A 22,343-nucleotide genomic window follows, 5' to 3' on the forward strand; every position below is an offset into this window, starting at 1 on the left:
GATCTCACCCCACTTCAGCTGCCAGAAATGCCTTGGTCCTCGGCTCGCGCGGCGCGCGCAGCACCTCGCCGGCCGGACCGCTCTCCACGATCACGCCCTGGTCCATGTAGACCACGCGGTCGGCGACCTCGCGCGCGAAGCCGAGCTCATGCGTGACGACCAGCATGGTCATGCCGGAACTGGCGAGCTGCTTCATCACGCCAAGCACCTCGCCGACCAGCTCCGGGTCGAGCGCCGAGGTCGGCTCGTCGAACAGCACCAGCCGCGGCGCCATCGCGAGCGCGCGTGCGATGGCGACGCGCTGCTGCTGGCCGCCGGACAATTGCGACGGGTAGGAGCCGGCCTTGTCGGCGAGCCCGACGCGGCGCAGCAGCGCCATCGCCGCCTCCCTCGCCTCGGCCGGCTTGCGCTTCTGCACCTGCACGGGGCCTTCGATGATGTTCTCCAGCGCCGTCATGTGCGGGAACAAATTGAAGCGCTGGAACACCATGCCGCAAGCGAGCCGCTGCCGCGCAATTTCGCGCTCGGACAGCCGGTGCAGCCGGCCGTCCCGCTCGCGGAAGCCGAGCAGCTCGCCGTCGAGCCAGATGCCGCCGCTGTCGGCCGTGGTGAGCTGGTTGACGCAGCGGAGCAAGGTCGTCTTGCCGGAGCCGGACTGTCCGATCAGGCAGACCACCTCGCCTTCGAACACGTCGAGCGAGACCTGCTTCAGCGCCTGGAACTCGCCAAAACGCTTGCTGACCTGGCGGATCGCGACCAGCGGCTTCATCAGCGGCTCCGCGCGATGCCGCGCGCAAAGCGGCGTTCGAGCAGCATCTGCAGCGGCGTGAGGATCGAGACCACGAGCAGATACCAGAGGCCCGCGACGATCAAGAGCTCGATGACACGGGAGTTGGCGTAGTAGATGTTCTCGGCCGAATGCAGCACTTCCGGATATTGGATCACGCTCGCGAGCGAGGTGGCCTTGACCAGGCCGATGAACTCGTTGCCGAGCGGCGGGATCACGACGCGCATGGCCTGCGGCAGAATGATCCGGCGCAGCGCCTGCAAGCGGCCCATGCCGATCGCCTGCGCCGCCTCGTACTGGCCGATGTCGACCGACAGCAGGCCGGCCCGCATCACCTCCGAGGTGTACGCACCCTGGTTGATGCCGAGCCCGAGCAGCGCGGCGAGAAACGGCGTCATCACGTCGACCGCACGCGCGCTCCACAGGCCGGGAATGCCGATGGTCGGAAACACCAGCGCGAGGTTGAACCACAGCAGCAATTGCAGGATCAGCGGCGTGCCGCGGAATAGCCAGGTGTATCCGGCGGCGACCGAGCGCAGCACCGGATTCGGCGACAGCCGCATGATGGCGACGACAATGCCGAGCGCGATGCCGAGCGTCATCGCAGCGACCGCCATGACCATGGTGTTGACGATGCCGCGCAGGATCACCGGCGCAGCGATGAAGCGCTCGACGAAGGACCATTCGATCTGCCCGCGCGCAAAGGCGCGGCCGATCGCAAGGAGGATGACGACGATGATGGCGGCTGTCAGCCAGCGCCCCCAATGCGCCTGCCGCGCGATCCGATGGCCGGAGAGATCCGGAAAACCGTCGGTGAGCGCTTCGCTGCTCATTGCGGCGCCGCGTTCAGCATCGGCTCGCGCACCGCATTGGCGCCGAGGCCCCATTTGTCGAGGATCGCCTTGTAGCTGCCGTCAGCGATCATCGCCTTGAGCTGGTCCGTCACCACGTCGCGCAGCACAGCGTCATCCTTGCGGAACATGATGCCTTGATAACCGAACGCAATGGGCTCCCCGACGATGCGGTACTTGCCGGCCTCCTGCGATTGCGCATAGGGCAAGGTCTCGCTGCCCTGCACGGCAGCGTCGATGCGGCCCTGCTTCAGCTGGTTGCGGACGTCGATCGAATTCTCCCCAGGCACATATTGCGCGGCGGGCTTGCCGGCAGCCTCGCAACTGGCCTTGCTCCACTTCTCGATCTCCTGCGGGAAGCTGGTCGAGCGGGTCGTGCCGATCTTCCTGCCGCAGAGATCGATCGCGGACTTCGCATCGCTCTCGGCGAGCACGAAGAATTGCGGGCCGGTGACGAGGTAGTCGACGAAGTCGGCCGTCTCGCGACGCGCGGCCCGGTCGGAGATGCCGGAGATGATGAAGTCGGCGCGCTTGGTCTGGAGGGAGGGGATCAGCTCGGCGAACGGCGTCTCGCTCCAGACGATCTTCACGCCCAGACGCTTCGCCAGCTCGTTGGCGAGATCGATGTCCAGACCCTTCAGCTCGTTGGTGGCGGGGTCGTGATATTCCATCGGAGCGTAGGTCGAGTTGACCGTGAGCTTGAGCGCCCCCGCCTGCTTGATGTCGGCAGGAAGCTCTGCCGCGCCGGCCGCGCTCAGCAGCGCGAAGGTGACGAAACCTGCGAACAACGAACGGCTCATCGTGCAAGACTCCTCCGGGCGAAATGGCTAATCGACGGCGACCGGCTCGACCACGCCGGCACGCTCGGTGATGACCTTGTACTGATCGGGCCGGCGGTGCGCCGCGAAGTTGAACATCTTGTCCTTGCCCTGCCGGCACAGATCGAGATCGATGTCGGCGACGATCACCTCGTCGGCGAGCGTCGTGGCCTGCGCGACGATGCAGCCATTGGGATCGACGATGCAGGAGCCGCCGATCAGGCCGCTGCCGTCCTCGTCGCCGGCCTTGGCGACCGCGATCGCCCAGGTCGCATTCATGTAGGCGTTGGCCTGCGCCACCAGGGTCGAGTGGAAGGTGCGCAAGCCGGCATCCTCGGTGTTGCCGCCGTTCGGATCATAGGCGGCGGAGTTGTAGCCGACGCACACCAGCTCGACGCCCTGCATGCCGAGCACGCGCCAGGATTCCGGCCAGCGGCGGTCGTTGCAGATCATCATGCCCATGATCGCCCCGGCCCAGTCGCTGCCTGCGCGCACCGCGGGAAAGCCGAGATCGCCATAGCCGAAATAGCGCTTCTCGAGCTGCTGATACTTGGCGCCCTCGCGCGGCTCCACCGAGCCCGGCAGATGGACCTTGCGGTACTTGCTGATGATCTCGCCGTCGGAATCGACCAGGATGGAGCTGTTGAAGCGCCGGCCGTCGGGCGTCAGCTCGGCATAGCCGACGTAGAAGCCAACCCCGAGCGCCCGCGCACGATCGAACAATGCGGCGACCGACGCATTCGGCATGCTGCGCTCGAAATACTGGTCGAGCACATCGCCCTCCAGGATCCAGCGCGGGAAGAAGGTCGTGAAGGCGAGCTCGGGAAACACCACCAGCTTCGCGCCCTGGCCGGCGGCCTGCTCCAGGAGTTCTATCAGGCGGGACAGCGTATGCGCCCGGCTGTCTGCGCGCTGGGTCGGCCCCATCTGGGCGGCGGCGGCGCGGAAGATACGGCTCAAGAGTGCCTCCGATCTGTGCGCCATGCCGAAGGATCAGGCGAAGGGCCGCCTGTATGCGCGCACCGAAAGAAGAGATCATTTGGCGAAAGCGGCGCGGGATTTGCAATCCGCCGATGCGGCCGCGCGCTATGATATTTTGGCCGAGACCATCACCCGGGCTTATAGGGCGTTCACATGAACCTGCGTCAGCTGGAAATCCTGCGGGCCGTCATCCGCCATCGCACCACCGTCGCCGCGGCCGAGGAATTGGCGCTGTCACAGCCGGCGATCAGCAATGCGCTCAAGGCGATGGAGGCGCAGGCCGGCTTCACGCTGTTCGAGCGCGTCAACAACCGGTTGTTTCCGACGCCGGAGGCGATGACCTTGTACGAGGAGAGCGAGGCGATCTTCACCTTGCATGCGCGGCTGGAAAATCGCGTGCGCGACCTGCGCGAGCAGCGAACGGGTCATCTGTCGATCGTCGCTACGCCGCCGCTCGCCTACAGCATCATCCCGCCGACCTTGTCTGGCTTCCTGCGACGCAGGCCCCAGACGCGGATGTTCTTCGACGTCCGGCGCTATGAGGGCGTCATCGAGGGCGTGCTCGGCAACGTCGCCGAGCTCGGCTTCGCGCTCGGCCTGTCGGATCATCCCGGCATCGCTCATGAGATCGTGCACACCGGCGAGATGGTCTGCGTGGTGCCGCCGCAGCATCCGCTCGCGGAGCGCGACGTGATTTCCGCGCGCGATCTCGCCGGCTTTCCACTAATCGGGCTGGAGCGCGGCACGCGGCTCGGCGAAGCCGTGCGCGAGAGCTTTCGGCAGCTCGATGCGGATTTCCAGCCGAGCGTCGAGGTGCGCTACTGCAACACGGCCTGCGTGCTCGCGGCAGCCGGCGTCGGCATCGCCGTGGTCGATCCGTTCTCCCCGCGCCAGGGCGGACACGATCTCGTGGTACGGCCATTCACGCCGAGCACGACCGTCTCGGCTTACGTGCTGTGGTCGGAGGCAAGGCCGCTATCGCATCTGGCAAAGACGTTTCGCAGCGAGGTACGCAACGCCAGCCGGGGTCTTACGGAGAAGGCAAACACAATTGTTTCAGCAACAACGCCGCCCAATACGGTCTCCTCGCCCCTTGTGGGAGAGGGCATCACCGGCTCATCCGCGCACTCGCCCGGGTGAGGGGCATCTTTCCACAAGCGCGACTCGTCGAAAGAGACCCCTCACCCGAGCGAGTTCGCTGATCTGCCCTGCATGCCCTCTCCCACCCTGGCGAAGCTCCGCTTCGCCTTGGGGGCGAGGGCACAATCAAGAGCACCGCGCTTGCGGCGACATATGAGGAACGGAATTACTGACGTTAGCTCCAACGCCTCCGCGGCCCAAACCTCACGCGCGTGCCAGCTCGATATCGTGCGTCTGCTTCGTCTCGGCGTCGTACACCTTGATCTGCAACATCGGGAACCGGCGCTTCAGATCATGCGCACCGTTGTGCGCGCCCTCCTTGGTCTTGAACTCCGTCTTGATCTGACCATCGACCACGACGGCATAACCGCTCAGCGGCAGGTCTTTGCCGGATTTGTCTTGAACAGGCTTGTTGGAAACAGACTTCTCTTGGGCAGACTTGAGCATTGCGAGCCGACGTCGTTTCGTGAGTTGAGGGGGCGTCGAGTGCGCAGATGGCCGCGCCTCGAACGACGTCGATGTAAGGTGAGTCTGTCGCGACGAGCAAGCGAAGACGCGTTCTGCACAAGCAGGACGATTACGGTTCAACCTGATGGCGCACCGAGGGTCGGCACCGACCTCGGGATGTCGGATACGCGGCCGCGACAGGCCGGTATTCTCCTGCGACCAGCTCCCTGCTTTTTGAGCAATCGTCGTGGCCGCAGGAACCGGTTGACCCTTCGTTTACCTCAGGATCGACCACGACATCGTGAGATTGATGCATGTCAACATTCTCGCTTCGAACACGCCGCCTACTGGCACGGCGTCCAAGCGAATCACTCGTTGCGGTTCCCTCGTTCGGCGTTCCGCCAACGATCCCTATGCATCGTCATGGAGAATCACATGAGCGAGATCGGCGTGACCGCACTCGACCATACCGTCCAGGAAACCAACATCTGGCTCAAGGCGATCGAGCAGAGGCTCGGGCTGGCGAGCCGCCAGCAGGCCTACAACGCGCTGCGAGCCGTGTTGCACGTGTTGCGCGACCGTCTGCCGCTGGCCACCGCTGCGAACTTCGGCGCCCAGCTGCCGCTGCTCATCCGCGGCATCTACTACGAAGGCTGGCAGCACGCGGCCACACCGACGAAGGACCGGCATCTGGAGGAATTCGTCGACGACATCTTCCGCCAGCTGCCGCCGCAGTTCCCGATCGATCCACTCAAGGCCGCGCGCGGCATCTTCGAAATCCTCTGGGAGAAGCTGGATCCGGGCGAGTTCGACAAGCTGATGGGGCACCTGCCGGTGCCGTTGCGAAACCTGCGCGAGCCGGCGACGTGAGGCGTAAGCCCGCTTCCAAATTCAATGCGCCAGCTGCCGGTACAGCGCCGGCAGCGCCGCGGGCAGGCGACGAATATTGCCGACGATGGCGTAGCCGCCGCGGCCGAACAAGGTTGGAAAGTAGGATTGTGCCGAGCCATCGATCGTGACTCCGAACACCGCAACACCTGCTCGCCTGGATTCCTGCACGGCCTTGCGGGTGTCCTCGATCGCGAACCGTCCCTCATAGTGATCGACGTCGTTCGGCTTGCCGTCGGTCAACACCAGCAAGAGGCGCTTGCGCTCCGGACGCTCCGCAAGCTCGCCGGCCGCATGACGGATGGCTGTGCCGATACGCGTGTAGTAGCCCGGCCTGAGCGCACCAATGCGTCGCTCGACCTGCCCGCTCATCGGCTCGCCGAACGCCTTCACGGTCTCCAGGCGGACCCAGGAATTGCGTCGCGACGTGAAGGTGAGAATGCTGTGGCTGTCGCCGCAGGCCGACAGGCCGTGCGCCAGCACCAGCAGCGCCTCCTTCTCGACGTCGAGGACGCGCACGCCATCGACCCACGCGTCCGTCGACAGCGAGACATCGACCAGCAGGGTCACCGCAAGATCATGCGCGAGCGGACGCATCGCGAGGTGCACGCGATCGAGCCCACCATGGCCGGCGTTGAGGTCGCTGCGCGCGCGGACCAGCGCGTCGATGTCCAGATCGTGCCCGTCGGCCTGCGCGCGCATCACCTCGTGGCGCGGCCGCAAGGTCTCGAAACGACGCCGCACGCCTCGAATGCGACGGCGCATCGCGTCATCCGGAGCCCAGCTCTCTCCGGCCTCGGTGGCGTCGCCCGTCACCACGCGGCAATGGTCGGGCAGATAGGCGCGGCTGCGATAATTCCATTCGGGGTAGAGCCGGCCACTGTCGAGCCGCGCGCTGTCGACCGCCTCGGGGGGCAGATCGAGATCGAACTTCAGCTTGCTCGCCGGCCTGCCCTGGCGCCTACTGATCGCGAGCTCGTCGAGATCATCGGCCGCCTTGCGGGCGTCGTCATCATCCGTGTCATCGGAGGGCCGATCGACGTTCACCATCTCCGCCATCGCGAGAATCTTCTCGAAGCGATTGAGGATGAATGGGTCGCGCTGGGTTCTCTCGTCACGCTCGCGTTGCGCGAAGCGCTTGCGGCCGTCGGGCGCGGTTGCGTCCTGCGCCGGCGCCTCACTCTCCTCGTCATCACGCCCGGCGGCGATGCCGTCGCGGCTCCAGCAATCACCCCACAACGGGCATGGCAGCATCGGCCGGTAGCCAGGCGGCGCCGTGTCCGGCAGAGCGCCGTCGGCGACGACCGCGGCCCACAACCCGTCCTGGAGAGGCGCTCCGGCGCCCAGCAGCGCCATGACGATGGACTCGACCTGCTGCTCCAGTCGCGGCAGCGGCCGTCGCGGCCGAGCCGCGGCAAGCGCTTGGGCGAGTTGTGCATGAGGAGCGACGAGCCCGGGAAAGCGCGCGAGCACCAGCGCCGTCGTCTCGCCGGCACGCCGCAGCATCATGAGATCCCGGCGCAGCGGATCCGCCTCCGCGATCGGCTCGACCGACATGGTCGCAAACCACGCGGCAAGCCATCGGTAGAGCTGCGCGTTGAGCGCGCGATCCGGCAACAGCGCGATGGTCTCGGGAAGGAACAATGTGGCACCATCGCGCCCGGCTTGGTCGAGGCATTCGTCTCCGAGCCCGATGCGCTGGCGCCAGCCGAGCCGGTGGCCCGACTTGCGCGCCTTGCTACTCGCGATCTGCACGCCGGTCTCGCCACCGAGCGCACGGAACATCACGGCGATGCGCCCGCTGATCTCGGTCATTGCGACCGCATGATCCGGATGGACCGGGTAGCTCGACGTCGTGCCGACCAGGCGATGCCAGGCACGGCCGACGGTCTCCTCCAGTTCCAGGAAGTCGAGCATGGCTCACCCGATCACGACGTGCGCGACCTCGCGCAACGCGTCCTTGACGTCCGCGTCGTCGGTGAGCGGCTCGATCATCGCGGCGAGCACGGCATCGGCGACCGGCGTGCCAGCCGCAACCAGCGTCGCGCAATAGACCAGGAGCCGTGTCGAGACACCCTCCTCCAGGTCGTGGCCCTGCAGCGCGCGCAGGCGATGCGCCAGCCCCACCAGCGGCCGCACCCGCTCGGGCGACAGCCCGCTCTCGGCCGCGACCACCGCGATCTCCTGCTCGGCCGGCAGGAAGCCGAACTCGATGGCGATGAAGCGCTGCCGCGTCGATGGCTTCAGCGCCTTGTGCAGCGACTGGTAGCCGGGATTGTAGGACACGACCAGCATGAAGCCGTCGGGCGCGACCAGCTCCTCTCCGGTGCGCTCCAGCGGCAGAATGCGCCGGTCGTCCGTGAGAGGATGCAGCACGACGGTCACGTCCTTGCGTGCCTCGACCACTTCATCGAGATAGCAGATGCCGCCGTCACGCACCGCGCGGGTCAGCGGCCCGTCGGTCCATATGGTGTCGCCGCCCTTGAGCAGATAGCGCCCGGTGAGATCGGCGGCGGTGAGATCGTCGTGACAGGCGACCGTGTGCAGCGGCAGGCCGAGTCGCGCCGCCATGTGCGCGACGAAGCGGGTCTTGCCGCAGCCGGTCGGACCTTTCAGCAGCACCGGCAGGCGATGCCGGAAGGCATGCTCGAACAACGCGCACTCGTTGGCGGTCGGCGTGTACGGCGGCAACGAGGGAACGGTGTCGATCGCGTGCAGCGCGGTTTTCATGATCTCTCTCCAAAAGCGGGGACTACAGGCGGCGACCGCGGGGCCGCCGCCTGCCGGCATTCACTCCGCGGGCTGCAGGGCACCGGGGATCACGGCCTGCTTCGCGCGGCCGGGCACCAGCACGGCCCAAACGAACATCAGCGCCGAGATCGCCACGAACACGCCCGAGCCTAGTCGCACCCAGTAGAACATCGCGAGCTGGTCCTGCACGTCCATGTAGCTCTGGCCGAGCACGCGCTGCAGATGGACCTGAAGAATGCCGGCGAAGGTCAGGGCGAAGGTCATCACCATCATCGCCGTGCACATGATCCAGAAGCTCGCGATCGAGAGCCACTGGTTGTAGGGCGCACGCTGGCGCAGCTGCGGTACCGCATAGGCCATGACAGCGAGGTTGAGCATCACATAGGCGCCGAAGAAGGCGAGATGGCCGTGTGCGGCTGTCACCTGAGTGCCGTGGGTGTAGTAGTTCACGCTCGACAGCGTATGCAGGAAGCCCCACACGCCGGCACCGAGGAACGCCATCACCGAGCAGCCGACGGACCACAGCAGCGCGGCACGGTTCGGATGCTTGCGGCCGGCCTTGAGCGTCATCTGCACCGTGAAGATCACCATGGTGAAGAACGGTGCGACCTCGAGGGTCGAGAACAGCGAGCCGATCCACTGCCAGTAGCCGGGCGCGCCGATCCAATAGAAGTGGTGGCCGGTGCCGAGGATGCCGGAGAACAGCGCGAGGCCGATGATGACATAGAGCCACTTCTCGACCACTTCGCGGTCGATGCCGTTGAGCTTGATCATCAGGAAGGCCAGGATCGAGGCCATGATCAGCTCCCAGACGCCCTCGACCCAGAGATGGACGATGTACCACCAGTACATCTTGTCGACGGCGAGATTGGCCGGATTGTAAAAGGCGAACAGGAAGAAGATCGCCACGCCCCACAGGCCGAACAGCAGGATGTTGGTCACCGTGGTCTTGCGGCCCTTCAGCGCCGTCATCGTCACGTTGAACAGGAACATCAGGCAGACGACGACAATGCCGACCTTGATGATGAAGGGCTGCTCGAGGAACTCGCGGCCTTCATGATAATGGAAGAGATAGCCGACGACGGCGGCACCCGCGGCGCCGAAGAACATCCAGAACTGGATCTTGGCGAGCAGCGGGCTGTAGAGCTCGGTCTCGGTCTCCTCGGGCAAGAGGAAATAGGTAGCGCCCATGAAGCCGATCAGCGACCACACGATCAGCGCGTTGGTGTGGATCATGCGGACGATGTTGAAGGGCAGCAGGACCGACAGCGTGTTCGGCAGCACATAGATCGTGCCGGCGAGCAGGCCGAATATGACCTGGGCGAGGAAGAGCGTCAGCGCGCCGTAGAAATACAGCATCGCGACCTTCTGGGTCTCATATCTCATCGCGAATCTCTCTCATGGTGAAGGGCGGGATGCCGGCTCAGCCGGCCTTGTTCGGTGGCCAATCCTGGCGCTTGATCGTGTCGGTCCATTGCAGGAAGTCGGCGAGGTCGTTGAGCTCCTGGTCGGAGAGATTGAACTGCGGCATCTGCCTCCGGCCGGGCGCGCCCGAGGGCTGCGACTGCATCCAGGATTTCAGCATCTCGCGCGCGGCGGCGGGGTCCTGCCTGCCGCCCCAGCGGTCCCAGACATTGCCGACCTCCGGCGCAAAGTAGGCACCCTCGCCGAGCAGCGTATGGCAGTTGATGCAGGAGTTCTTCTCCCAGACATGCTTGCCGCGCGCGACGCCGTCCGAGAGCGTGGTGGCGTTGGTCGAGGTCGTGACCATGTAGTAGTGGCTGTGCGCGGTCAGCCCGAGGAAGATCGCGAAGAAGAAGGCCGAACCGCCGTAGAAGACGTTCCGTGCGGCCGACTTGGTCAGGCGTTCCGCCATGACACGTCCTTTCCGGTTGGTGAAGATCGATGGTGAAAGCAATCTAACGACACCGCCGGGGCTCTCTTTGTCGCGGCGCAAGCAGCACGGCGATCGCCCGTCAGACCAGCGCGCGGAGCGCCACCGCGAGCCCGGCGAACGTAACCAGACCCACAAGCCAGGATGTGAGCAGGCCGCGCCACAGCGCGGGCGCATGGCGCAGGCCGAGAAAATCCAGCACGATCACCCTGCCCTTGGCTAATGCCAGCGAGAGCACCAGCGCATCGGCCAGCCAGCGGTTCGGCAGCAGCAGCGAGGCCGCGAGCGTGGCGATGGCGAGGCTCAGCAGGGTGAGCCAAGCGAGCGTGAGGCGATCGCGGACCATGGCTCATCCCACCAGATAGAGGATCGGGAACATCACGATCCAGACCAGATCGACCATGTGCCAGAACGCCGTCCCGGTTTCGACACCGTTGGGCGAGGCATGACGACCGACGATTCCGAGAATGATCATCCCGAGCACGACGTGGAGCAGATGGAAGCCCGTGAGCAGAAAATAGAGCGTGAAGAACGGAGACGTCTCGAGACCGGCGCCGGCTGCGATCTCCACGCCATACTCGGTCAGCTTGACGGCAATGAAGGCCGCGCCGAGCAGGACCGTCAGCGCGATCCAGCGCCGTGCGACAGCGGGTGACGCGCCTCTGGCCGCGGCCGCCCCGCGCGCCGCAGCCCACCCGCTCGTGACCAGCACGATCGTGTTCAATGCCGCGAGAGGGCCGTCCAGCATGGCCTGCCCGGCCGCAAACACGACTGGATTGACCGTTCGCGCCACGACGAAGGCGCCGAGCAGCAGCCCGAAGGCAACAAGCTCGCTGAGGATCAGGACCCACATCATGGGGTCGCCCGGCAGCCCGTCGAGCAGGCCCCAGCGCTCCGTCGTTTCCGGTTCATATGCGAGTGCCGACACGGTCATCTCCGATCAGATGCGGCAAAGCTAATCGGGGCAGCAGACATGCTCTTTGTCGGCGCACAAACAGCGCGGCGCCGGGACGCGCTACGGGATCGGCGCCATCAGGAGCACGTCCATGACCGAAGCGCAGCTCGGCCTCGTCACCGCCACCCCGATCATCATCGTGTTTGCGGCAGCGCTGCGGCGCATGGGCGTGCTGTCGACCACGGGGACCGTGTCCGCGATTGCGCTCTCCGTTGCGATCGCGGTCGTCCTGTTCACCACGCAATAGTCGGCCTGGAACCTTTGCCGGCCTCGGGCGTCAGATCGTTCGGAGGTGCGGCATGGACGACAACCGATTCGCAGAGCTGCTCGGGAACGCCGCAATCAGCGTGTGGGGCGACATGCCACGCGACATCCAGGAGGCGCTGTTCGAGACTGCGATGCGCGGTCACGACGACCTGCGGCATGAGCTGGCGAAGCTGCTGCACGACCGTCACCCGCGCACGGAGCATCCGCCGCAGCCGGCGTGAGCGGTCTCACTCGGGACGATCGTCGGCCCGGAAATGGGCGGGCTCGTCGTATCCCTTGCGGCTGCTGTAGAACAACAGCACCATCAGCCCGATCCCCACGATGAGCGAAAACACCACGCCGAGCGTGAGTGCGATCCAGCCCTCGGTCGGCATCGGATCGCCGGGCAGGGTCATTCCCTGATAGGCGAATACGCTGGCGGCTGCGAGAATCAGCAGCAATGCAACGATGACGGCGATCGGTCCTGCACGCATGGCGGTCGACTCCTGCCACGAGAACAGGAAGCGGTCACGATCGTTCCTGGACGGTTGCGGTAACGGCGCACAGCGGCAGTTCCGAAATGTGGGAACGCCGCGCCCGCTTCGTCACGCTGCGCTGCCGAAAGCATCGCGCTGCATCCAATCGCGGCATCATCTGCTCACGGGATGACGCGCTCGTCCGCGCGTTGGCGCGTGCCGCATGGCTGCTCTCGCGGCGGATCGCTAGGCGTCCGGGAACTTAGCTGATAACCATACCGGCTTCCTATCGGCTAAAGAGGACAAGACCGGAGATGGACAACCGCAGCGAGATCTGGCGCGGCGTCGACGCGATCAAGACCCGTTTCATTGAGCTCAGCGACCGAGTGTGGAGCATGCCCGAGGTCTGCTACACCGAGGCCCGCTCGTCTGCCGAACATCTCGCCGAGCTGAAGCACCAGGGTTTTCGCATCACCGAAAAGGTGGCGGGTATTCCGACCGCGCTGATGGGCGAATGGGGCGAGGGCGGTCCGGTCATCGCCTTCATGGGCGAATACGACGCCCTGCCCGGGCTCAGCCAGGAGGCGGGAGTCGCCGAGCATCGTCCGATCGAGACCGGAGGCCATGGGCACGGCTGCGGCCACAATCTGCTCGGCTCCGCCGCGCTGCTTGCGGCCACCGCCGTGAAGGACTGGCTGGCAGCCAACAAGGTTCCGGGCCGCGTCCGTTATTATGGCTGCCCCGCCGAGGAAGGTGGAGCGGCGAAGGCGTTCATGGTGCGGTCGGGCGCGTTCGCGGATGCCGACATTGCCATCACCTGGCATCCGTCGAGCTTCTGGGAGGTGGTGATGACGCCGTCGCTCGCCAATACACGGGCGGACTTCATCTTCACCGGGCGCACCTCGCATGCGGCAGCCTCGCCGCATCTCGGCCGCAGCGCGCTCGACGCGGTGGAGCTGATGAATGTCGGCGTCAACTACATGCGCGAGCACATGCCGAGCGACGCTCGCGTGCACTACGCGCTGCTCGACACCGGCGGCATCGCTCCCAACGTCGTGCAGGCACATGCGCGCGTGCGCTATTCGATCCGCGCCCGTGACCTGCCCGGCATGAACGAGCTGGTCGGGCGCGTCCACAAGATCGCACAGGGCGCGGCGATGATGACCGAGACCAAGGTCGAGATGAAGATCATCTCCGCGGTCTCCAACATCCTGCCGAACACGCCGCTCGAAGAGGCGCTGTACGAGGTCATGCAGGAGCTCGGTCCGCCGCATTTCGACGACAGCGACCGCGACTTCGCCGGGCAGATCCAGGCGACCTTGACCGACAAGGACATCGAGTCGGTCTATTACAGCATCGGCATGGAGCCGGCCGACAAGCCACTCGCCGACTTCCTCGTGCCGCTCAACACGAAGCGCAATCCGCAGATCGGCTCGACCGATGTCGGCGACGTCAGCTGGGTGGTGCCCACCGTGCAGGTGCACGCGCCAACGGTGGCGATCGGCACGCCGTTCCACACCTGGCAGGTGGTCGCGCAAGGCAAGACGCCGGCCGCCCACAAGGCGATGGTGCAGGCCGCCAAGGCCATGGCCGGGCTCGGCATCAAGGCGCTCAATGAGCCCGCTCTGATCGCCGCCGCCAAGGCCGATCTCACGAAGCGGACGACGCGCACGCCCTATGTCAGCCCGCTGCCTGCCGATGTCGAGCCGCCGCTGACGATGTCGGTGGCCTGAAACCAGAACTGGGGGGAATAACATGGCAAAGACAGCAAAGAAGCCGGCGGCGAAGACCGCCCGGCCGGCGCCGAAACGCGCGGCCGCGCGCGCCGCGGCCAAGACGAAGCCTGCGGCCAAGACGAAGCCTGCGGCGAAGACGAAGCCTGCGGCCAAGGCCAAGACCACGACCAAGACCAAGACCAAGACATCACCCAAACCGCCGGCGAAGGCCGCCGCGCCGAAACCACGGCTGCCGAAGGGGCCGGTCTGGCAGTGGTCGGCGGTCGACACCGCCGCCGCGATCCGCTCCGGCGCCGTCTCCTCGGTCGAGGTGACCGAGGCGCACATCGCGCGGATGCACGAGGTCAACCCGAAGCTCAATGCGGTCGTCGTGGATCTGTCGGAAGACGCCCTGAAGGCTGCGCGTGCGGCCGACAAGGCGCGCGACAAGAGCGGCCTGCTGCACGGCGTGCCGGTCACGATCAAGGAGAACGTCGACTACGAGGGGCGGCCAAATCCGAACGGCGTTCCAGCGCAGATGGGCATCATTGCGCCCTCCGACGCGCCGATCGTGCGCAACCTCAAGACGGCCGGCGCGATCGTACTCGGCCTCACCAACACGCCGGAATTCTCGTTTCGCGGCTTCACCGACAATCCGCTGCATGGCCTGACGCTCAATCCGTGGGATCCAGAGATCACCTGCGGCGGCTCCTCGGGCGGCGCCGGAGCTGCTGTCGCCGCCGGCATCGGCACCATCGCGCATGGCAACGACATCGGCGGCTCGCTGCGCTGGCCGGCGCATTGCAACGGCGTGGTCACGATCAAGCCGACGCAGGGGCGTATCCCAGCCTATAATGAAAGCGCCGCGACCGAACGGCCGATGCTGGCGCATCTGATGTCGTCGCAGGGCCCGCTGGCGCGCAGCGTCGCCGACGTCAGGCTGGCGCTGGAGGTGATGAGCCAGCGCGATCCGCGCGATCCGTGGTGGGTGCCGGCCCCGCTCGAGGGCGAGAAGCCGAAGCGGCCGATCAAGGTCGCGCTCGCCAAGATCCCTGATGACATGGACGTCGATCCGTCGGTGCAGGCCGCGCTCCGGCAGGCCGCGGATCATCTGGAGCGCGCCGGCTACCGGGTCAGCGAGGTCGAGGTCCCCGACATCTCCGGTGTCTGGCAGACCTGGTGCGACGTCATCACCACCGAGGTGGTGGTGATGCAGGAGGCCAAGATGCTGGCCGTCACCTCGGAAGACTTCCACAAGGCGTGGGGCGGGATGCGGGCCAAGGCCGAGATCCTCGACCTCGCAGGCTGGATGAATGCGACGGCGCAACGCTCGACTCATATCCGGGCCTGGCAGATGTTCTTCGAGGACTATCCGGTGGTCCTGGCACCGACCACGGTGAAGCCGACGCCCGGTCCGCGCGACGACACCGTCAGCCCGGAGCGCGTGCGCGAGATCTTCTTCAACGAGATCCGCTTCATCTCGGCGATCAACGTGCTCGGTCTGCCCGGCGCGGTGGTGCCGGTCACGGTCGACAATGGCCAGCCGATCGGCGTGCAGCTGATCGCCGGCCGCTATCGCGAGGATCTCGCCCTCGATGCCGCTGCGGCAATCGAGAAGCGCGCGGGCATGCTGGTGCGGCAGCTCTGGGACCGGATGGCCTAGTCCTGCCAAGGGCCCGGGGATCGTGATCCCCGGGCCGGTCGTGTTTGCGACACGGCGCCCGCATCCATTGTCGAAACCCGAACATTGACGCGCATCGCGCCGGCACGAGGCAGCCCTCGTGTTGACGGGAACCGGCCGAGCTGTCTATTCTGATATATACGAATGGATATAGCATGGCATCGGATCCGCCCGGTGCGACGGAACGGGACTTGCAATTCACCGACACGACCCAGGTTCGGTGAATACAAAGGGACAATTGTGATGAGATCGATGCGCTTCGCTACCGCCGCCCTCTGCGCCGTCGTTGCCCTCTTGACCGGCGCGAACGCCTTTGCCGGCAGCGCCAACATCGCCGTCGCCGCCAATTTCACCGAGCCGGCCAAGGAGATCGCGGGCCTGTTCAAGGCCAAGACGGGCCACGAGCTGGTGCTGAGCTTCGGCTCGTCCGGGCAGTTCTACACCCAGATCAAGGAGAACGCGCCGTTCGCGATCCTGCTCTCCGCCGACGACGAACGGCCGAAGAAGCTTGTCGACGAGGGCCTCGGCGTCGCCGAGAGCCGCTTCACCTATGCGATCGGCAAGCTCGTGCTGTGGAGCAAGGACCCGAACGCGGTGAAAGGCGAGGAAACGCTGAAGGGGAACGCGTTCAACAAGCTGTCGATCGCCAATCCCACGGCCGCGCCCTATGGCGCCGCCGCGATCGAGACGCTGAAGGCGCTCAAGCTCTATGAGACGATCCAGCCCAAGATCGTCCAGGGCAACACGATCTCGCAGGCGTTCCAGTTCGTCGATACCGGCAATGCCGAGGTCGGCTTCGTCGCGCTGTCGCAGCTGATGCCGAATGCGGGCGGCTCGCGCTGGCTGGTGCCGCAGACCCTCTACAGCGAGATCCGTCAGGATGCCGTGCTGCTGAAGCCATCCGCCGGCAACGAGGCGGCGACCGCGTTCTTGACCTTTCTCAGGACTCCGGAAGCCCGTGCGATCATCGAGAAGTTCGGCTATGCTCTGGATCCGAAATCCGGCAGCTGAGCCCTTATCGACGAACCTCCAGGAATGAACCTGCACGTCCCAGCCGACATCTGGCAACCGGTCAGCCTGACCCTCGAATTGGCGGCGATCACGACCGTCATTCTGATGATCTTGGGAACACCGATCGCATGGTGGCTGGCGCGGTCGCAGGCGTGGTGGAAGGAGGCGGTCGCAGCGCTGGTGGCGATTCCGCTGGTGCTTCCGCCGACCGTGCTCGGCTTCTACCTGCTGGTCGCGCTCGGCCCGAGCGGTCCGGGCGGGGCGCTCGCTTCCTTGTGGGGCGCGCGCACCCTGGCCTTCACTTTTCCGGGCCTCGTGATCGGCTCGGTGCTGTTCTCGATGCCGTTTGTCGTGCAGCCGATCCGCAACGCCTTCGAAGCGATGGGCGAGAAGCCCCTGGAAGCAGCCGCCACGCTGCGCGCCTCGCCATGGCGCGCGTTCTGGACGATCGCCGTCCCGCTGGCGAGCCCCGGTTTCCTCACCGGCGCAATCCTCGGCTTTGCCCACACCGTCGGAGAGTTCGGCGTCGTGCTGATGATCGGCGGCAACATTCCCGGCAGGACGAAGGTGCTGTCGGTCGCGATCTACGACTACGTCGAGACCTCGCAATGGACCGAAGCCTCGGTGCTGGCGCTCGGCATGGTCGTGTTCTCGTTCGGCGTCATTCTGACGATGATGCTGATCGAGAAGAAGATGACGCGACGCGCGTCATGAGCACCGTCAAGGTCGACTTCCACGGGACGCTCGGGCGCTTCGAGCTGAACGCGCGGTTCGAGGTGCCGGCGCGCGGCGTCACCGCGATCTTCGGCCCATCCGGCTGCGGCAAGACCGCCGTCATGCGCAGCATCGCCGGCCTCAACCGCCTGGACGGACGATGCTCGGTCGCCGGCGACGTCTGGCAGGACGAGAAGACCTTCCGCCCAGTGCACCAGCGCCCGATCGGCTACGTCTTTCAGGAAGCCAATCTGTTTCCGCATCTCTCCGTCCGTCGCAACCTGATGTACGGGCATCCCGGCCCGACCGGCCCCACCGCCATCGGCTTCGATGAGGTCGTGTCGCTGCTGGGCATTGCCAAGCTGCTGGAGCGCTCGCCGCGCCATCTGTCCGGCGGCGAGCGGCAGCGCGTGGCGATCGGCCGCGCTCTGCTCAGCCAGCCGAAGCTGCTGCTGATGGACGAGCCGCTGTCCGCGCTCGACCAGATGACCAAGGACGAGATCCTGCCCTATCTGGAGCGGCTCCACGCCGCGCTCGACCTGCCGATCCTCTACATCAGCCACGATATCGCCGAGGTCGAGCGGCTCGCCGATCAGCTGGTGCTGATGCGCAACGGCAGCGTCCTGGCTTCGGGCCCGCTGTCCGTGCTCCAGGCCGACCTGACACTGCCGCTCGCGCTCTCGCGCGATGCTGCGGTGAGTCTCGATGCCACCGTTCTGAAGCACGACGCCATCGACGGCATGGTGACGCTTGCGGTGCCGGGCGGGCATTTCGTGCTGCCGGCCGAGCCGCTCGCGCCCGGAACACGCCGCCGCCTGCGCGTGCTGGCCGATGACGTCAGCCTCGCCGTGGAAACGCCGAGCCGCAGCACCATCGTCAACGTGCTGCGCGCGAAGATCCTGGAAATCCGCAGCCAGTCGGACCACCGCGTCACCGCCCTGCTCGGCCTCGGCGAGGACGGCCAGGGCGCGCGGTTGCTGTCGCGGGTCACCCAACGCTCGTGGAACGAGCTCGGCCTGCGGGCGGGGCTTGCCGTCTACGCCCAGGTCAAGGGCGTCGCGCTGGTTCGGCGCGAAGAGCCCATCGCCTGATCGGCACACGCCGCCACCCTCCGCGCCGTCGCGCCATGTTGTATAAGCGACAATATAGCATTTAATGTTATATCCTAAACAATATAGCTAAGAAGCAGACGAGCCGATGCCCGTTTGCTTTTCCTCAATGCAATGAACAAGTTGATCGGCGCATGACGATCTGGCCCGCGGCTTGCTCATTCGATCTCGCAACACGAGGTCATCCGCATGAAAGCCGCCGCCGTCACCTGGCATCCGAACGCGCCCAAGCCGCTCGCGCTGGTGCTGGGCACCAACGAGATCGCCTCGGCGATCGCGGCAAAGCTCAGCCAGGTGCGCTTCGCGCTCGTTCTCTGCCATGACGCCTTTCCGCCGGTGATCCGACGCGGAATGGCGTTTCACGACGTCCTCTACGGTGAGGCGTGCGACATCGACGGCGTGATCGGCTGCCGGGCCGAGGACATCGCGGACGTCGTGCGCATTCATCGCGAGCCCGACCAGGTCGCCGTCACCGGGATGCATCTCACCGACATCATCGCGTTCCGCTATCCCGCGGTCATCGTCGACGCGCGGATGCAGAAGCATCTGGCCACGCCGGATCTGCGCGGCGTCGCCGGCATCGCGGTCGGCATCGGGCCACGCTTTGCGGTCGGGCACAATTGCGACATCGCGATCGAGACGCATCCTTGCGAGACAGGCGCGATCGTGGCGCGCGGCACCACGCGCGACGCGGACGGGAAGGCGCGCGCGCTCGGCGGCGCCGGCCGCGAGCGCTTCGTCTATTCCGATCAGGACGCCGTCTGGCATACGCCGCTCGACATCGGCACCCGCGTCTACAAGGGACTGCAGCTCGGCTCGCTCGGCGGCGCGCCGGTGCTGGCGCCGCTCGATGGCGCACTGCGCGGCATCGCGCGCGACGGTCTGCGCGTGCCGGCCAACGTCAAGCTGCTGGAGATCGATCCACGCGGTCGCCACGCCGCCTGGACCGGCATGGACGAGCGCGGGCGGTCGATCGCCGCGAGCGTCGTCTCGGCTGTCCACGAGATCATGCAAACCGGTCGGAAGGCGGGCCGCGTCTCCGCCAATGTGTGAGGAGGACTGCCATGGATGTCGCTGAGGTCGGGACGCGTCAGATCGTGGCGCTGCAGGGCGCCGCGTCCAGTGTGATCCAGGATCTGCTCGACGAGCTTGCCAAGCGGCTCGCAGGCATGGGGCTGCGCGTCTCCGGCGTGATCGAGAGCAGCGTCGACAAGACGAGGCCGTGCAAGGCCATGATGCTGCGCAGCCTCGACGATGGCAGCGTGTTCTCGATCTCGCAGGATCTCGGCCCGGGATCGCAGGCCTGCCACCTCGATCCGGAAGGCCTCGTGCTCGCCTGCGCCGCGGTCGAGCAGTCGATCGCGCGCGGCACCGACGTCGTCATTCTCAGCAAGTTCGGCAAACAGGAAGCGGCGGGCAGCGGTCTCGCCGACGCATTCGGCGCGGCGATCTCCGCCGGGCTTCCGGTCATCACCGCGGTCTCGCCGGCGATGATGAGTGAGTGGCAAAATTATACCGGCGGGTTGGCTGAGTACGTGCCAGCCGAAATCGCGCGGCGCGCCGCCTGGTTGACGGACTGGTCTCGTCGGGTCATGACATCGCGGGCATGCGTATGACATGATCAGAGTCATGTGACGCCAGATCGGACGGACATGAAGCGCGCAGCGCAGATCGAACTGACCATCACCTTCAGCAATGGCGGCAGCCTGTCGCCCGAGGATCTGCAGTTGATCGAGTTCATCCGCAAGGAGCGTTCGATCCTGGGCGCGGCGCGCGCAAGCGGCATCTCCTATCGCAAGTGCTGGCTGATGGTCGATGCGCTCAACCGCACCTTCGAAACGCCGGTGTTCGAGACTCATCCGGGACGGCGGGGCGGCGGGGCCGAGATCACGCCGTTCGGCGAGCGGCTGATCGCGCTGTATCGCTCGATGGAGCGACGCACCCGCACGGCCACCGCTGCGGCGCTCGCCGAGCTGCAGAAGGCTACGGATCCCCGCTATCAGAAGCGGGCCAGCGGCGCGGCCGAGGCAGCTCCGAAGGCCGAACCGCGCCGGGTCCGATCGCAACGCTCTTGATCATCGCCCAGGCCGACAAATCCGGCTCCAGCGCCAGCCGCTCGACGGACTCCAGCGTGACCAAGGCGTGCAGCTTCGTCGCACCGAGATCGAACGTCACGCGAACATAGGGCGGATCGAGCGGCAGGATCTCCTCGATCCGGCCGGGCAGCCGGTTGGTGATCGACACATCCATCGGCCGCGACAGCGCGATCGACACGTCGCGGGCCTCGATGGTCACGGAGACGCCGGCGTCGACAGCGGCATCGACCATCGGCACACGCAGCTCGCCGTCGGCGAAGAACAACGTCGACATGCCATATTGCGGATCATGCCGCAGCACCCGCGCCGGAACGGTGGTGCTGAGCACGACGGCTGAGTCTGGCGAGGATGTGGACTGAGCGCTCATCGGCGTCAGCTCTCCGCGCTCACGGCCGGTCGTGGTCGTACAGCACGCGCACCCGGATGGTGCCCTCCACCGCGCGCAGCTCCGACAGCAGCTCCTCGCCCTCGCCGCCGACCACGTCGGTCTCGAGCACGACGTAGCCGACCTCCGGATCAGTCTGCAGATATTGCGCGAGGATGTTGATGTTGTGCCGCGCCACCGCCTCGTTGACCTGGCGCAGCACGCCGGGAACGTTGCGGTGGACGTGGATGAAGCGCGTGCCGGTCGGGCGCGCCGGCAATTGCACCTGCGGAAAGTTGACCGCGCCGAAGGTCGAGCCGACGTCGGAATAATCGATCAGCTTGCGCGCGACCTCCCCGCCGATGCGGTCCTGCGCCTCCTCGGTGGAGCCGCCGACATGCGGGGTCAGGATCACGTTGGGCAGGCCCTGCAGCGGCGACACGAACGGATCGGCATTCGACGCCGGCTCGACCGGAAACACGTCCACCGCAGCACCGGCGAGCTTGCCGTCACGCAGCGCGCTGGCCAGCGCGTCGATGTCGACCACCGTGCCGCGCGAATTGTTGATCAGATAAGCCCCGTCCTTCATGTGACGGATCTGGCGCTCGCCGATCATGTTCGCCGTCGCCGGCGTCTCCGGCACGTGCAGCGAGACGACGTCGCTCATCGCCAGGAGCTCTTCGAGGCTCTCGACCGGCTCGGTGTTGCCATGCCGCAGCTTGTCGGTGAGATCGAAGAAGATCACCCGCATCCCCATGGTCTCGGCGAGGTTCGACAGCTGCGAGCCGATATTGCCGTAGCCGACGATGCCGAGCGTCTTGCCGCGCACCTCGCGGCTGCCATTGGCCGACTTGTCCCAGCCGCCGGCATGCGCCGACACCGAGCGCGGGAATATCCGCCGCATCAGCATCACGACCTCGGCGATGGTCAGCTCGGCGACGCTGCGCGTGTTCGAATAGGGCGCGTTGAAGACGGGAATGCCGAGCCGCCGCGCCGCGTCGAGATCGACCTGATTGGTGCCGACCGAGAAGCAGCCGACGGCCATCAGCCGGTCCGCCGCCTGCAGCACTTCCTCGGTCAAATGCGTCCGCGAGCGAATGCCGAGCATGTGCACGCCGGACAGCATCCGCTTCAGCTCCGCCGAGCCGAGCGCCTTGGGCAGCCGTTCGACCTCGGTATAGCCGTTGGCCTCGAACATGCGGACGGCCGAGTCGTTCACGCCCTCCAGGAGCAGAACACGGATCTTTTGCTTGGGCAGCGAGAGCGGCATGGGCCTGGCCTGAATCAATCGTGGGTGTGGCGTAGTGTAGCGGTTGTTACAGTCGCGATGCGTTGAAACTTGGTGAATGCGGCGCGGCAGGATCGCTTTCTGTCGCTTTCTCAGAGTCTTGTCCACTCCGCAGCGGCATTTTCAGCGGC

27 protein-coding genes are annotated in these 22,343 nt (G+C 66.1%); 13 read left to right on the forward strand and 14 right to left on the reverse strand.

Annotated elements, in window-relative coordinates; all coding sequences use genetic code 11:
- Positions 1 to 4 precede the first annotated feature (4 nt).
- The 4 genes from QX108_RS11970 to QX108_RS11985 are packed head-to-tail and all read right to left on the reverse strand — an operon-like array spanning position 5 to position 3,440.
- Positions 5 to 769: an amino acid ABC transporter ATP-binding protein gene (locus QX108_RS11970; RefSeq protein ID WP_409998496.1), complete on the reverse strand. Its 765-nt coding sequence runs from the start codon at positions 767 to 769 to the stop codon at positions 5 to 7.
- On the reverse strand, positions 769 to 1,620 hold the full coding sequence (locus tag QX108_RS11975) for an amino acid ABC transporter permease (RefSeq protein WP_315782090.1): 852 nt from the start codon (positions 1,618 to 1,620) through the stop codon (positions 769 to 771). The genes QX108_RS11970 and QX108_RS11975 overlap by 1 nt, the downstream gene beginning before the upstream one ends.
- Positions 1,617 to 2,438 carry an ABC transporter substrate-binding protein gene (locus QX108_RS11980; protein ID WP_315782092.1) on the reverse strand — a complete coding sequence of 274 codons (822 nt, stop codon included), beginning with the start codon at positions 2,436 to 2,438 and terminating at the stop codon, positions 1,617 to 1,619. The genes QX108_RS11975 and QX108_RS11980 overlap by 4 nt, the downstream gene beginning before the upstream one ends.
- Positions 2,439 to 2,465: 27 nt before the next feature.
- Positions 2,466 to 3,440: an N-carbamoyl-D-amino-acid hydrolase gene (locus QX108_RS11985; RefSeq protein WP_315782094.1), complete on the reverse strand. Its 975-nt coding sequence runs from the start codon at positions 3,438 to 3,440 to the stop codon at positions 2,466 to 2,468.
- Here QX108_RS11985 and QX108_RS11990 point away from each other — a divergent pair.
- Positions 3,439 to 3,594, forward strand: coding sequence for a hypothetical protein (locus QX108_RS11990; RefSeq protein WP_315782096.1), 156 nt, complete (start codon positions 3,439 to 3,441; stop codon positions 3,592 to 3,594). The genes QX108_RS11985 and QX108_RS11990 overlap by 2 nt on opposite strands.
- Positions 3,591 to 4,577, forward strand: coding sequence for a LysR family transcriptional regulator (locus QX108_RS11995; RefSeq protein ID WP_315782098.1), 987 nt, complete (start codon positions 3,591 to 3,593; stop codon positions 4,575 to 4,577). Before QX108_RS11990 ends, QX108_RS11995 begins: the two co-directional genes overlap by 4 nt.
- Before the next feature lie 204 nt (positions 4,578 to 4,781).
- Here QX108_RS11995 and QX108_RS12000 read toward each other — a convergent pair whose 3' ends face one another.
- Positions 4,782 to 5,024 carry a hypothetical protein gene (locus QX108_RS12000; RefSeq protein ID WP_315782100.1) on the reverse strand — a complete coding sequence of 81 codons (243 nt, stop codon included), beginning with the start codon at positions 5,022 to 5,024 and terminating at the stop codon, positions 4,782 to 4,784.
- Positions 5,025 to 5,459: 435 nt separating this feature from the next.
- Here QX108_RS12000 and QX108_RS12005 point away from each other — a divergent pair, with 435 nt between their 5' ends.
- A complete protein-coding gene (locus tag QX108_RS12005) occupies positions 5,460 to 5,894 on the forward strand; it encodes a DUF2267 domain-containing protein (protein ID WP_172112227.1) in 435 nt (144 codons plus the stop codon).
- A 21-nt stretch (positions 5,895 to 5,915) separates the two neighbouring features.
- Here QX108_RS12005 and QX108_RS12010 read toward each other — a convergent pair whose 3' ends face one another.
- From QX108_RS12010 to QX108_RS12035, 6 genes are all read right to left on the reverse strand, one after another.
- Positions 5,916 to 7,829, reverse strand: coding sequence for a nitric oxide reductase activation protein NorD (locus QX108_RS12010; protein WP_315782103.1), 1,914 nt, complete (start codon positions 7,827 to 7,829; stop codon positions 5,916 to 5,918).
- 3 nt (positions 7,830 to 7,832) lie between these two features.
- Positions 7,833 to 8,642 carry a CbbQ/NirQ/NorQ/GpvN family protein gene (locus QX108_RS12015; RefSeq protein WP_315721512.1) on the reverse strand — a complete coding sequence of 270 codons (810 nt, stop codon included), beginning with the start codon at positions 8,640 to 8,642 and terminating at the stop codon, positions 7,833 to 7,835.
- Positions 8,643 to 8,702: 60 nt separating this feature from the next.
- A complete protein-coding gene (locus QX108_RS12020) occupies positions 8,703 to 10,049 on the reverse strand; it encodes a cbb3-type cytochrome c oxidase subunit I (RefSeq protein ID WP_315782106.1) in 1,347 nt (448 codons plus the stop codon).
- Positions 10,050 to 10,086: 37 nt separating this feature from the next.
- On the reverse strand, positions 10,087 to 10,539 hold the full coding sequence (locus tag QX108_RS12025) for a c-type cytochrome (protein ID WP_172112231.1): 453 nt from the start codon (positions 10,537 to 10,539) through the stop codon (positions 10,087 to 10,089).
- 100 nt (positions 10,540 to 10,639) lie between these two features.
- Positions 10,640 to 10,903 carry a cytochrome C oxidase subunit IV family protein gene (locus QX108_RS12030; RefSeq protein WP_315721514.1) on the reverse strand — a complete coding sequence of 88 codons (264 nt, stop codon included), beginning with the start codon at positions 10,901 to 10,903 and terminating at the stop codon, positions 10,640 to 10,642.
- Between the two features lie 3 nt (positions 10,904 to 10,906).
- A complete protein-coding gene (locus QX108_RS12035) occupies positions 10,907 to 11,485 on the reverse strand; it encodes a cytochrome c oxidase subunit 3 family protein (RefSeq protein WP_315721515.1) in 579 nt (192 codons plus the stop codon).
- A gap of 118 nt (positions 11,486 to 11,603) precedes the next feature.
- Here QX108_RS12035 and QX108_RS12040 point away from each other — a divergent pair, with 118 nt between their 5' ends.
- Both QX108_RS12040 and QX108_RS12045 read left to right on the forward strand, forming a co-directional pair.
- Positions 11,604 to 11,759, forward strand: coding sequence for a hypothetical protein (locus QX108_RS12040; RefSeq protein ID WP_315717764.1), 156 nt, complete (start codon positions 11,604 to 11,606; stop codon positions 11,757 to 11,759).
- 52 nt (positions 11,760 to 11,811) lie between these two features.
- The gene (locus tag QX108_RS12045) at positions 11,812 to 12,000 is read left to right on the forward strand and encodes a hypothetical protein (protein ID WP_315721516.1); all 189 of its coding nucleotides are present in this window, start codon (positions 11,812 to 11,814) and stop codon (positions 11,998 to 12,000) included.
- Between the two features lie 6 nt (positions 12,001 to 12,006).
- On the opposite strand, the gene QX108_RS12050 is transcribed toward QX108_RS12045, so the two are convergent.
- Entirely contained in the window at positions 12,007 to 12,252 is a 246-nt protein-coding gene (locus QX108_RS12050; protein WP_315782109.1) for a hypothetical protein, read from the reverse strand.
- A gap of 296 nt (positions 12,253 to 12,548) precedes the next feature.
- Here QX108_RS12050 and QX108_RS12055 point away from each other — a divergent pair, with 296 nt between their 5' ends.
- The 8 genes from QX108_RS12055 to QX108_RS12090 all read left to right on the forward strand — a co-directional run bounded on the left by QX108_RS12055 (position 12,549) and on the right by QX108_RS12090 (position 20,539).
- The gene (locus QX108_RS12055) at positions 12,549 to 13,967 is read left to right on the forward strand and encodes a M20 family metallopeptidase (RefSeq protein WP_315782111.1); all 1,419 of its coding nucleotides are present in this window, start codon (positions 12,549 to 12,551) and stop codon (positions 13,965 to 13,967) included.
- Between the two features lie 22 nt (positions 13,968 to 13,989).
- Positions 13,990 to 15,612: an amidase family protein gene (locus QX108_RS12060; RefSeq protein WP_315782113.1), complete on the forward strand. Its 1,623-nt coding sequence runs from the start codon at positions 13,990 to 13,992 to the stop codon at positions 15,610 to 15,612.
- A gap of 261 nt (positions 15,613 to 15,873) precedes the next feature.
- Positions 15,874 to 16,641 carry a molybdate ABC transporter substrate-binding protein gene (gene modA, locus QX108_RS12065; protein ID WP_315782115.1) on the forward strand — a complete coding sequence of 256 codons (768 nt, stop codon included), beginning with the start codon at positions 15,874 to 15,876 and terminating at the stop codon, positions 16,639 to 16,641.
- Positions 16,642 to 16,665: 24 nt separating this feature from the next.
- A complete protein-coding gene (gene modB, locus QX108_RS12070) occupies positions 16,666 to 17,355 on the forward strand; it encodes a molybdate ABC transporter permease subunit (protein ID WP_172133467.1) in 690 nt (229 codons plus the stop codon).
- A complete protein-coding gene (modC, locus tag QX108_RS12075; RefSeq protein ID WP_315782118.1) occupies positions 17,352 to 18,446 on the forward strand; it encodes a molybdenum ABC transporter ATP-binding protein in 1,095 nt (364 codons plus the stop codon). Before modB ends, modC begins: the two co-directional genes overlap by 4 nt.
- 207 nt (positions 18,447 to 18,653) lie before the next feature.
- A complete protein-coding gene (locus QX108_RS12080) occupies positions 18,654 to 19,517 on the forward strand; it encodes a xanthine dehydrogenase (protein WP_315782120.1) in 864 nt (287 codons plus the stop codon).
- A gap of 11 nt (positions 19,518 to 19,528) precedes the next feature.
- Positions 19,529 to 20,080, forward strand: a complete 552-nt coding sequence (locus tag QX108_RS12085) for a DUF2478 domain-containing protein (RefSeq protein WP_315782122.1) — start codon at positions 19,529 to 19,531, stop codon at positions 20,078 to 20,080.
- A 36-nt stretch (positions 20,081 to 20,116) separates the two neighbouring features.
- Entirely contained in the window at positions 20,117 to 20,539 is a 423-nt protein-coding gene (locus tag QX108_RS12090; protein WP_172133463.1) for a winged helix-turn-helix domain-containing protein, read from the forward strand.
- Here the strand turns inward: QX108_RS12090 and QX108_RS12095 are convergent.
- Positions 20,448 to 20,927 (reverse strand): TOBE domain-containing protein, encoded by a 480-nt coding sequence (locus QX108_RS12095; protein WP_172181545.1) that lies wholly within the window; start codon positions 20,925 to 20,927, stop codon positions 20,448 to 20,450. The two genes, QX108_RS12090 and QX108_RS12095, sit on opposite strands and share 92 nt — an antisense overlap.
- 19 nt (positions 20,928 to 20,946) lie before the next feature.
- Positions 20,947 to 22,194: a phosphoglycerate dehydrogenase gene (serA, locus tag QX108_RS12100; protein WP_315782124.1), complete on the reverse strand. Its 1,248-nt coding sequence runs from the start codon at positions 22,192 to 22,194 to the stop codon at positions 20,947 to 20,949.
- Between the last annotated feature and the right edge of the window lie 149 nt (positions 22,195 to 22,343).

Origin of the sequence: Bradyrhizobium sp. SZCCHNR1002, assembly GCF_032381435.1 — a bacterium.
Taxonomy (GTDB): Bacteria; Pseudomonadota; Alphaproteobacteria; order Rhizobiales; family Xanthobacteraceae; genus Bradyrhizobium; species Bradyrhizobium aeschynomenes.

Excerpts from the sequence above, each read along its gene's own strand:
- modC (WP_315782118.1), top strand. The coding sequence starts at position 17,352 with ATGAGCACCGTCAAGGTCGACTTCCACGGGACGCTCGGGCGCTTCGAG.
- QX108_RS11980 (WP_315782092.1), bottom strand. The coding sequence starts at position 2,438 with ATGAGCCGTTCGTTGTTCGCAGGTTTCGTCACCTTCGCGCTGCTGAGC.
- QX108_RS12005 (WP_172112227.1), top strand. The coding sequence starts at position 5,460 with ATGAGCGAGATCGGCGTGACCGCACTCGACCATACCGTCCAGGAAACC.
- QX108_RS12025 (WP_172112231.1), bottom strand. The coding sequence starts at position 10,539 with ATGGCGGAACGCCTGACCAAGTCGGCCGCACGGAACGTCTTCTACGGC.
- QX108_RS12085 (WP_315782122.1), top strand. The coding sequence starts at position 19,529 with ATGGATGTCGCTGAGGTCGGGACGCGTCAGATCGTGGCGCTGCAGGGC.
- QX108_RS12090 (WP_172133463.1), top strand. The coding sequence starts at position 20,117 with ATGAAGCGCGCAGCGCAGATCGAACTGACCATCACCTTCAGCAATGGC.
- QX108_RS12095 (WP_172181545.1), bottom strand. The coding sequence starts at position 20,927 with ATGAGCGCTCAGTCCACATCCTCGCCAGACTCAGCCGTCGTGCTCAGC.
- QX108_RS12055 (WP_315782111.1), top strand. The coding sequence starts at position 12,549 with ATGGACAACCGCAGCGAGATCTGGCGCGGCGTCGACGCGATCAAGACC.
- QX108_RS12045 (WP_315721516.1), top strand. The coding sequence starts at position 11,812 with ATGGACGACAACCGATTCGCAGAGCTGCTCGGGAACGCCGCAATCAGC.
- QX108_RS12030 (WP_315721514.1), bottom strand. The coding sequence starts at position 10,903 with ATGGTCCGCGATCGCCTCACGCTCGCTTGGCTCACCCTGCTGAGCCTC.
- QX108_RS12015 (WP_315721512.1), bottom strand. The coding sequence starts at position 8,642 with ATGAAAACCGCGCTGCACGCGATCGACACCGTTCCCTCGTTGCCGCCG.
- QX108_RS12000 (WP_315782100.1), bottom strand. The coding sequence starts at position 5,024 with ATGCTCAAGTCTGCCCAAGAGAAGTCTGTTTCCAACAAGCCTGTTCAA.
- QX108_RS11975 (WP_315782090.1), bottom strand. The coding sequence starts at position 1,620 with ATGAGCAGCGAAGCGCTCACCGACGGTTTTCCGGATCTCTCCGGCCAT.
- QX108_RS11985 (WP_315782094.1), bottom strand. The coding sequence starts at position 3,440 with ATGGCGCACAGATCGGAGGCACTCTTGAGCCGTATCTTCCGCGCCGCC.
- QX108_RS12010 (WP_315782103.1), bottom strand. The coding sequence starts at position 7,829 with ATGCTCGACTTCCTGGAACTGGAGGAGACCGTCGGCCGTGCCTGGCAT.
- QX108_RS12040 (WP_315717764.1), top strand. The coding sequence starts at position 11,604 with ATGACCGAAGCGCAGCTCGGCCTCGTCACCGCCACCCCGATCATCATC.
- serA (WP_315782124.1), bottom strand. The coding sequence starts at position 22,194 with ATGCCGCTCTCGCTGCCCAAGCAAAAGATCCGTGTTCTGCTCCTGGAG.
- QX108_RS11970 (WP_409998496.1), bottom strand. The coding sequence starts at position 769 with ATGAAGCCGCTGGTCGCGATCCGCCAGGTCAGCAAGCGTTTTGGCGAG.
- QX108_RS12020 (WP_315782106.1), bottom strand. The coding sequence starts at position 10,049 with ATGAGATATGAGACCCAGAAGGTCGCGATGCTGTATTTCTACGGCGCG.
- QX108_RS12080 (WP_315782120.1), top strand. The coding sequence starts at position 18,654 with ATGAAAGCCGCCGCCGTCACCTGGCATCCGAACGCGCCCAAGCCGCTC.
- QX108_RS12050 (WP_315782109.1), bottom strand. The coding sequence starts at position 12,252 with ATGCGTGCAGGACCGATCGCCGTCATCGTTGCATTGCTGCTGATTCTC.
- modA (WP_315782115.1), top strand. The coding sequence starts at position 15,874 with ATGAGATCGATGCGCTTCGCTACCGCCGCCCTCTGCGCCGTCGTTGCC.
- modB (WP_172133467.1), top strand. The coding sequence starts at position 16,666 with ATGAACCTGCACGTCCCAGCCGACATCTGGCAACCGGTCAGCCTGACC.
- QX108_RS12060 (WP_315782113.1), top strand. The coding sequence starts at position 13,990 with ATGGCAAAGACAGCAAAGAAGCCGGCGGCGAAGACCGCCCGGCCGGCG.
- QX108_RS11990 (WP_315782096.1), top strand. The coding sequence starts at position 3,439 with ATGCCGAAGGATCAGGCGAAGGGCCGCCTGTATGCGCGCACCGAAAGA.
- QX108_RS11995 (WP_315782098.1), top strand. The coding sequence starts at position 3,591 with ATGAACCTGCGTCAGCTGGAAATCCTGCGGGCCGTCATCCGCCATCGC.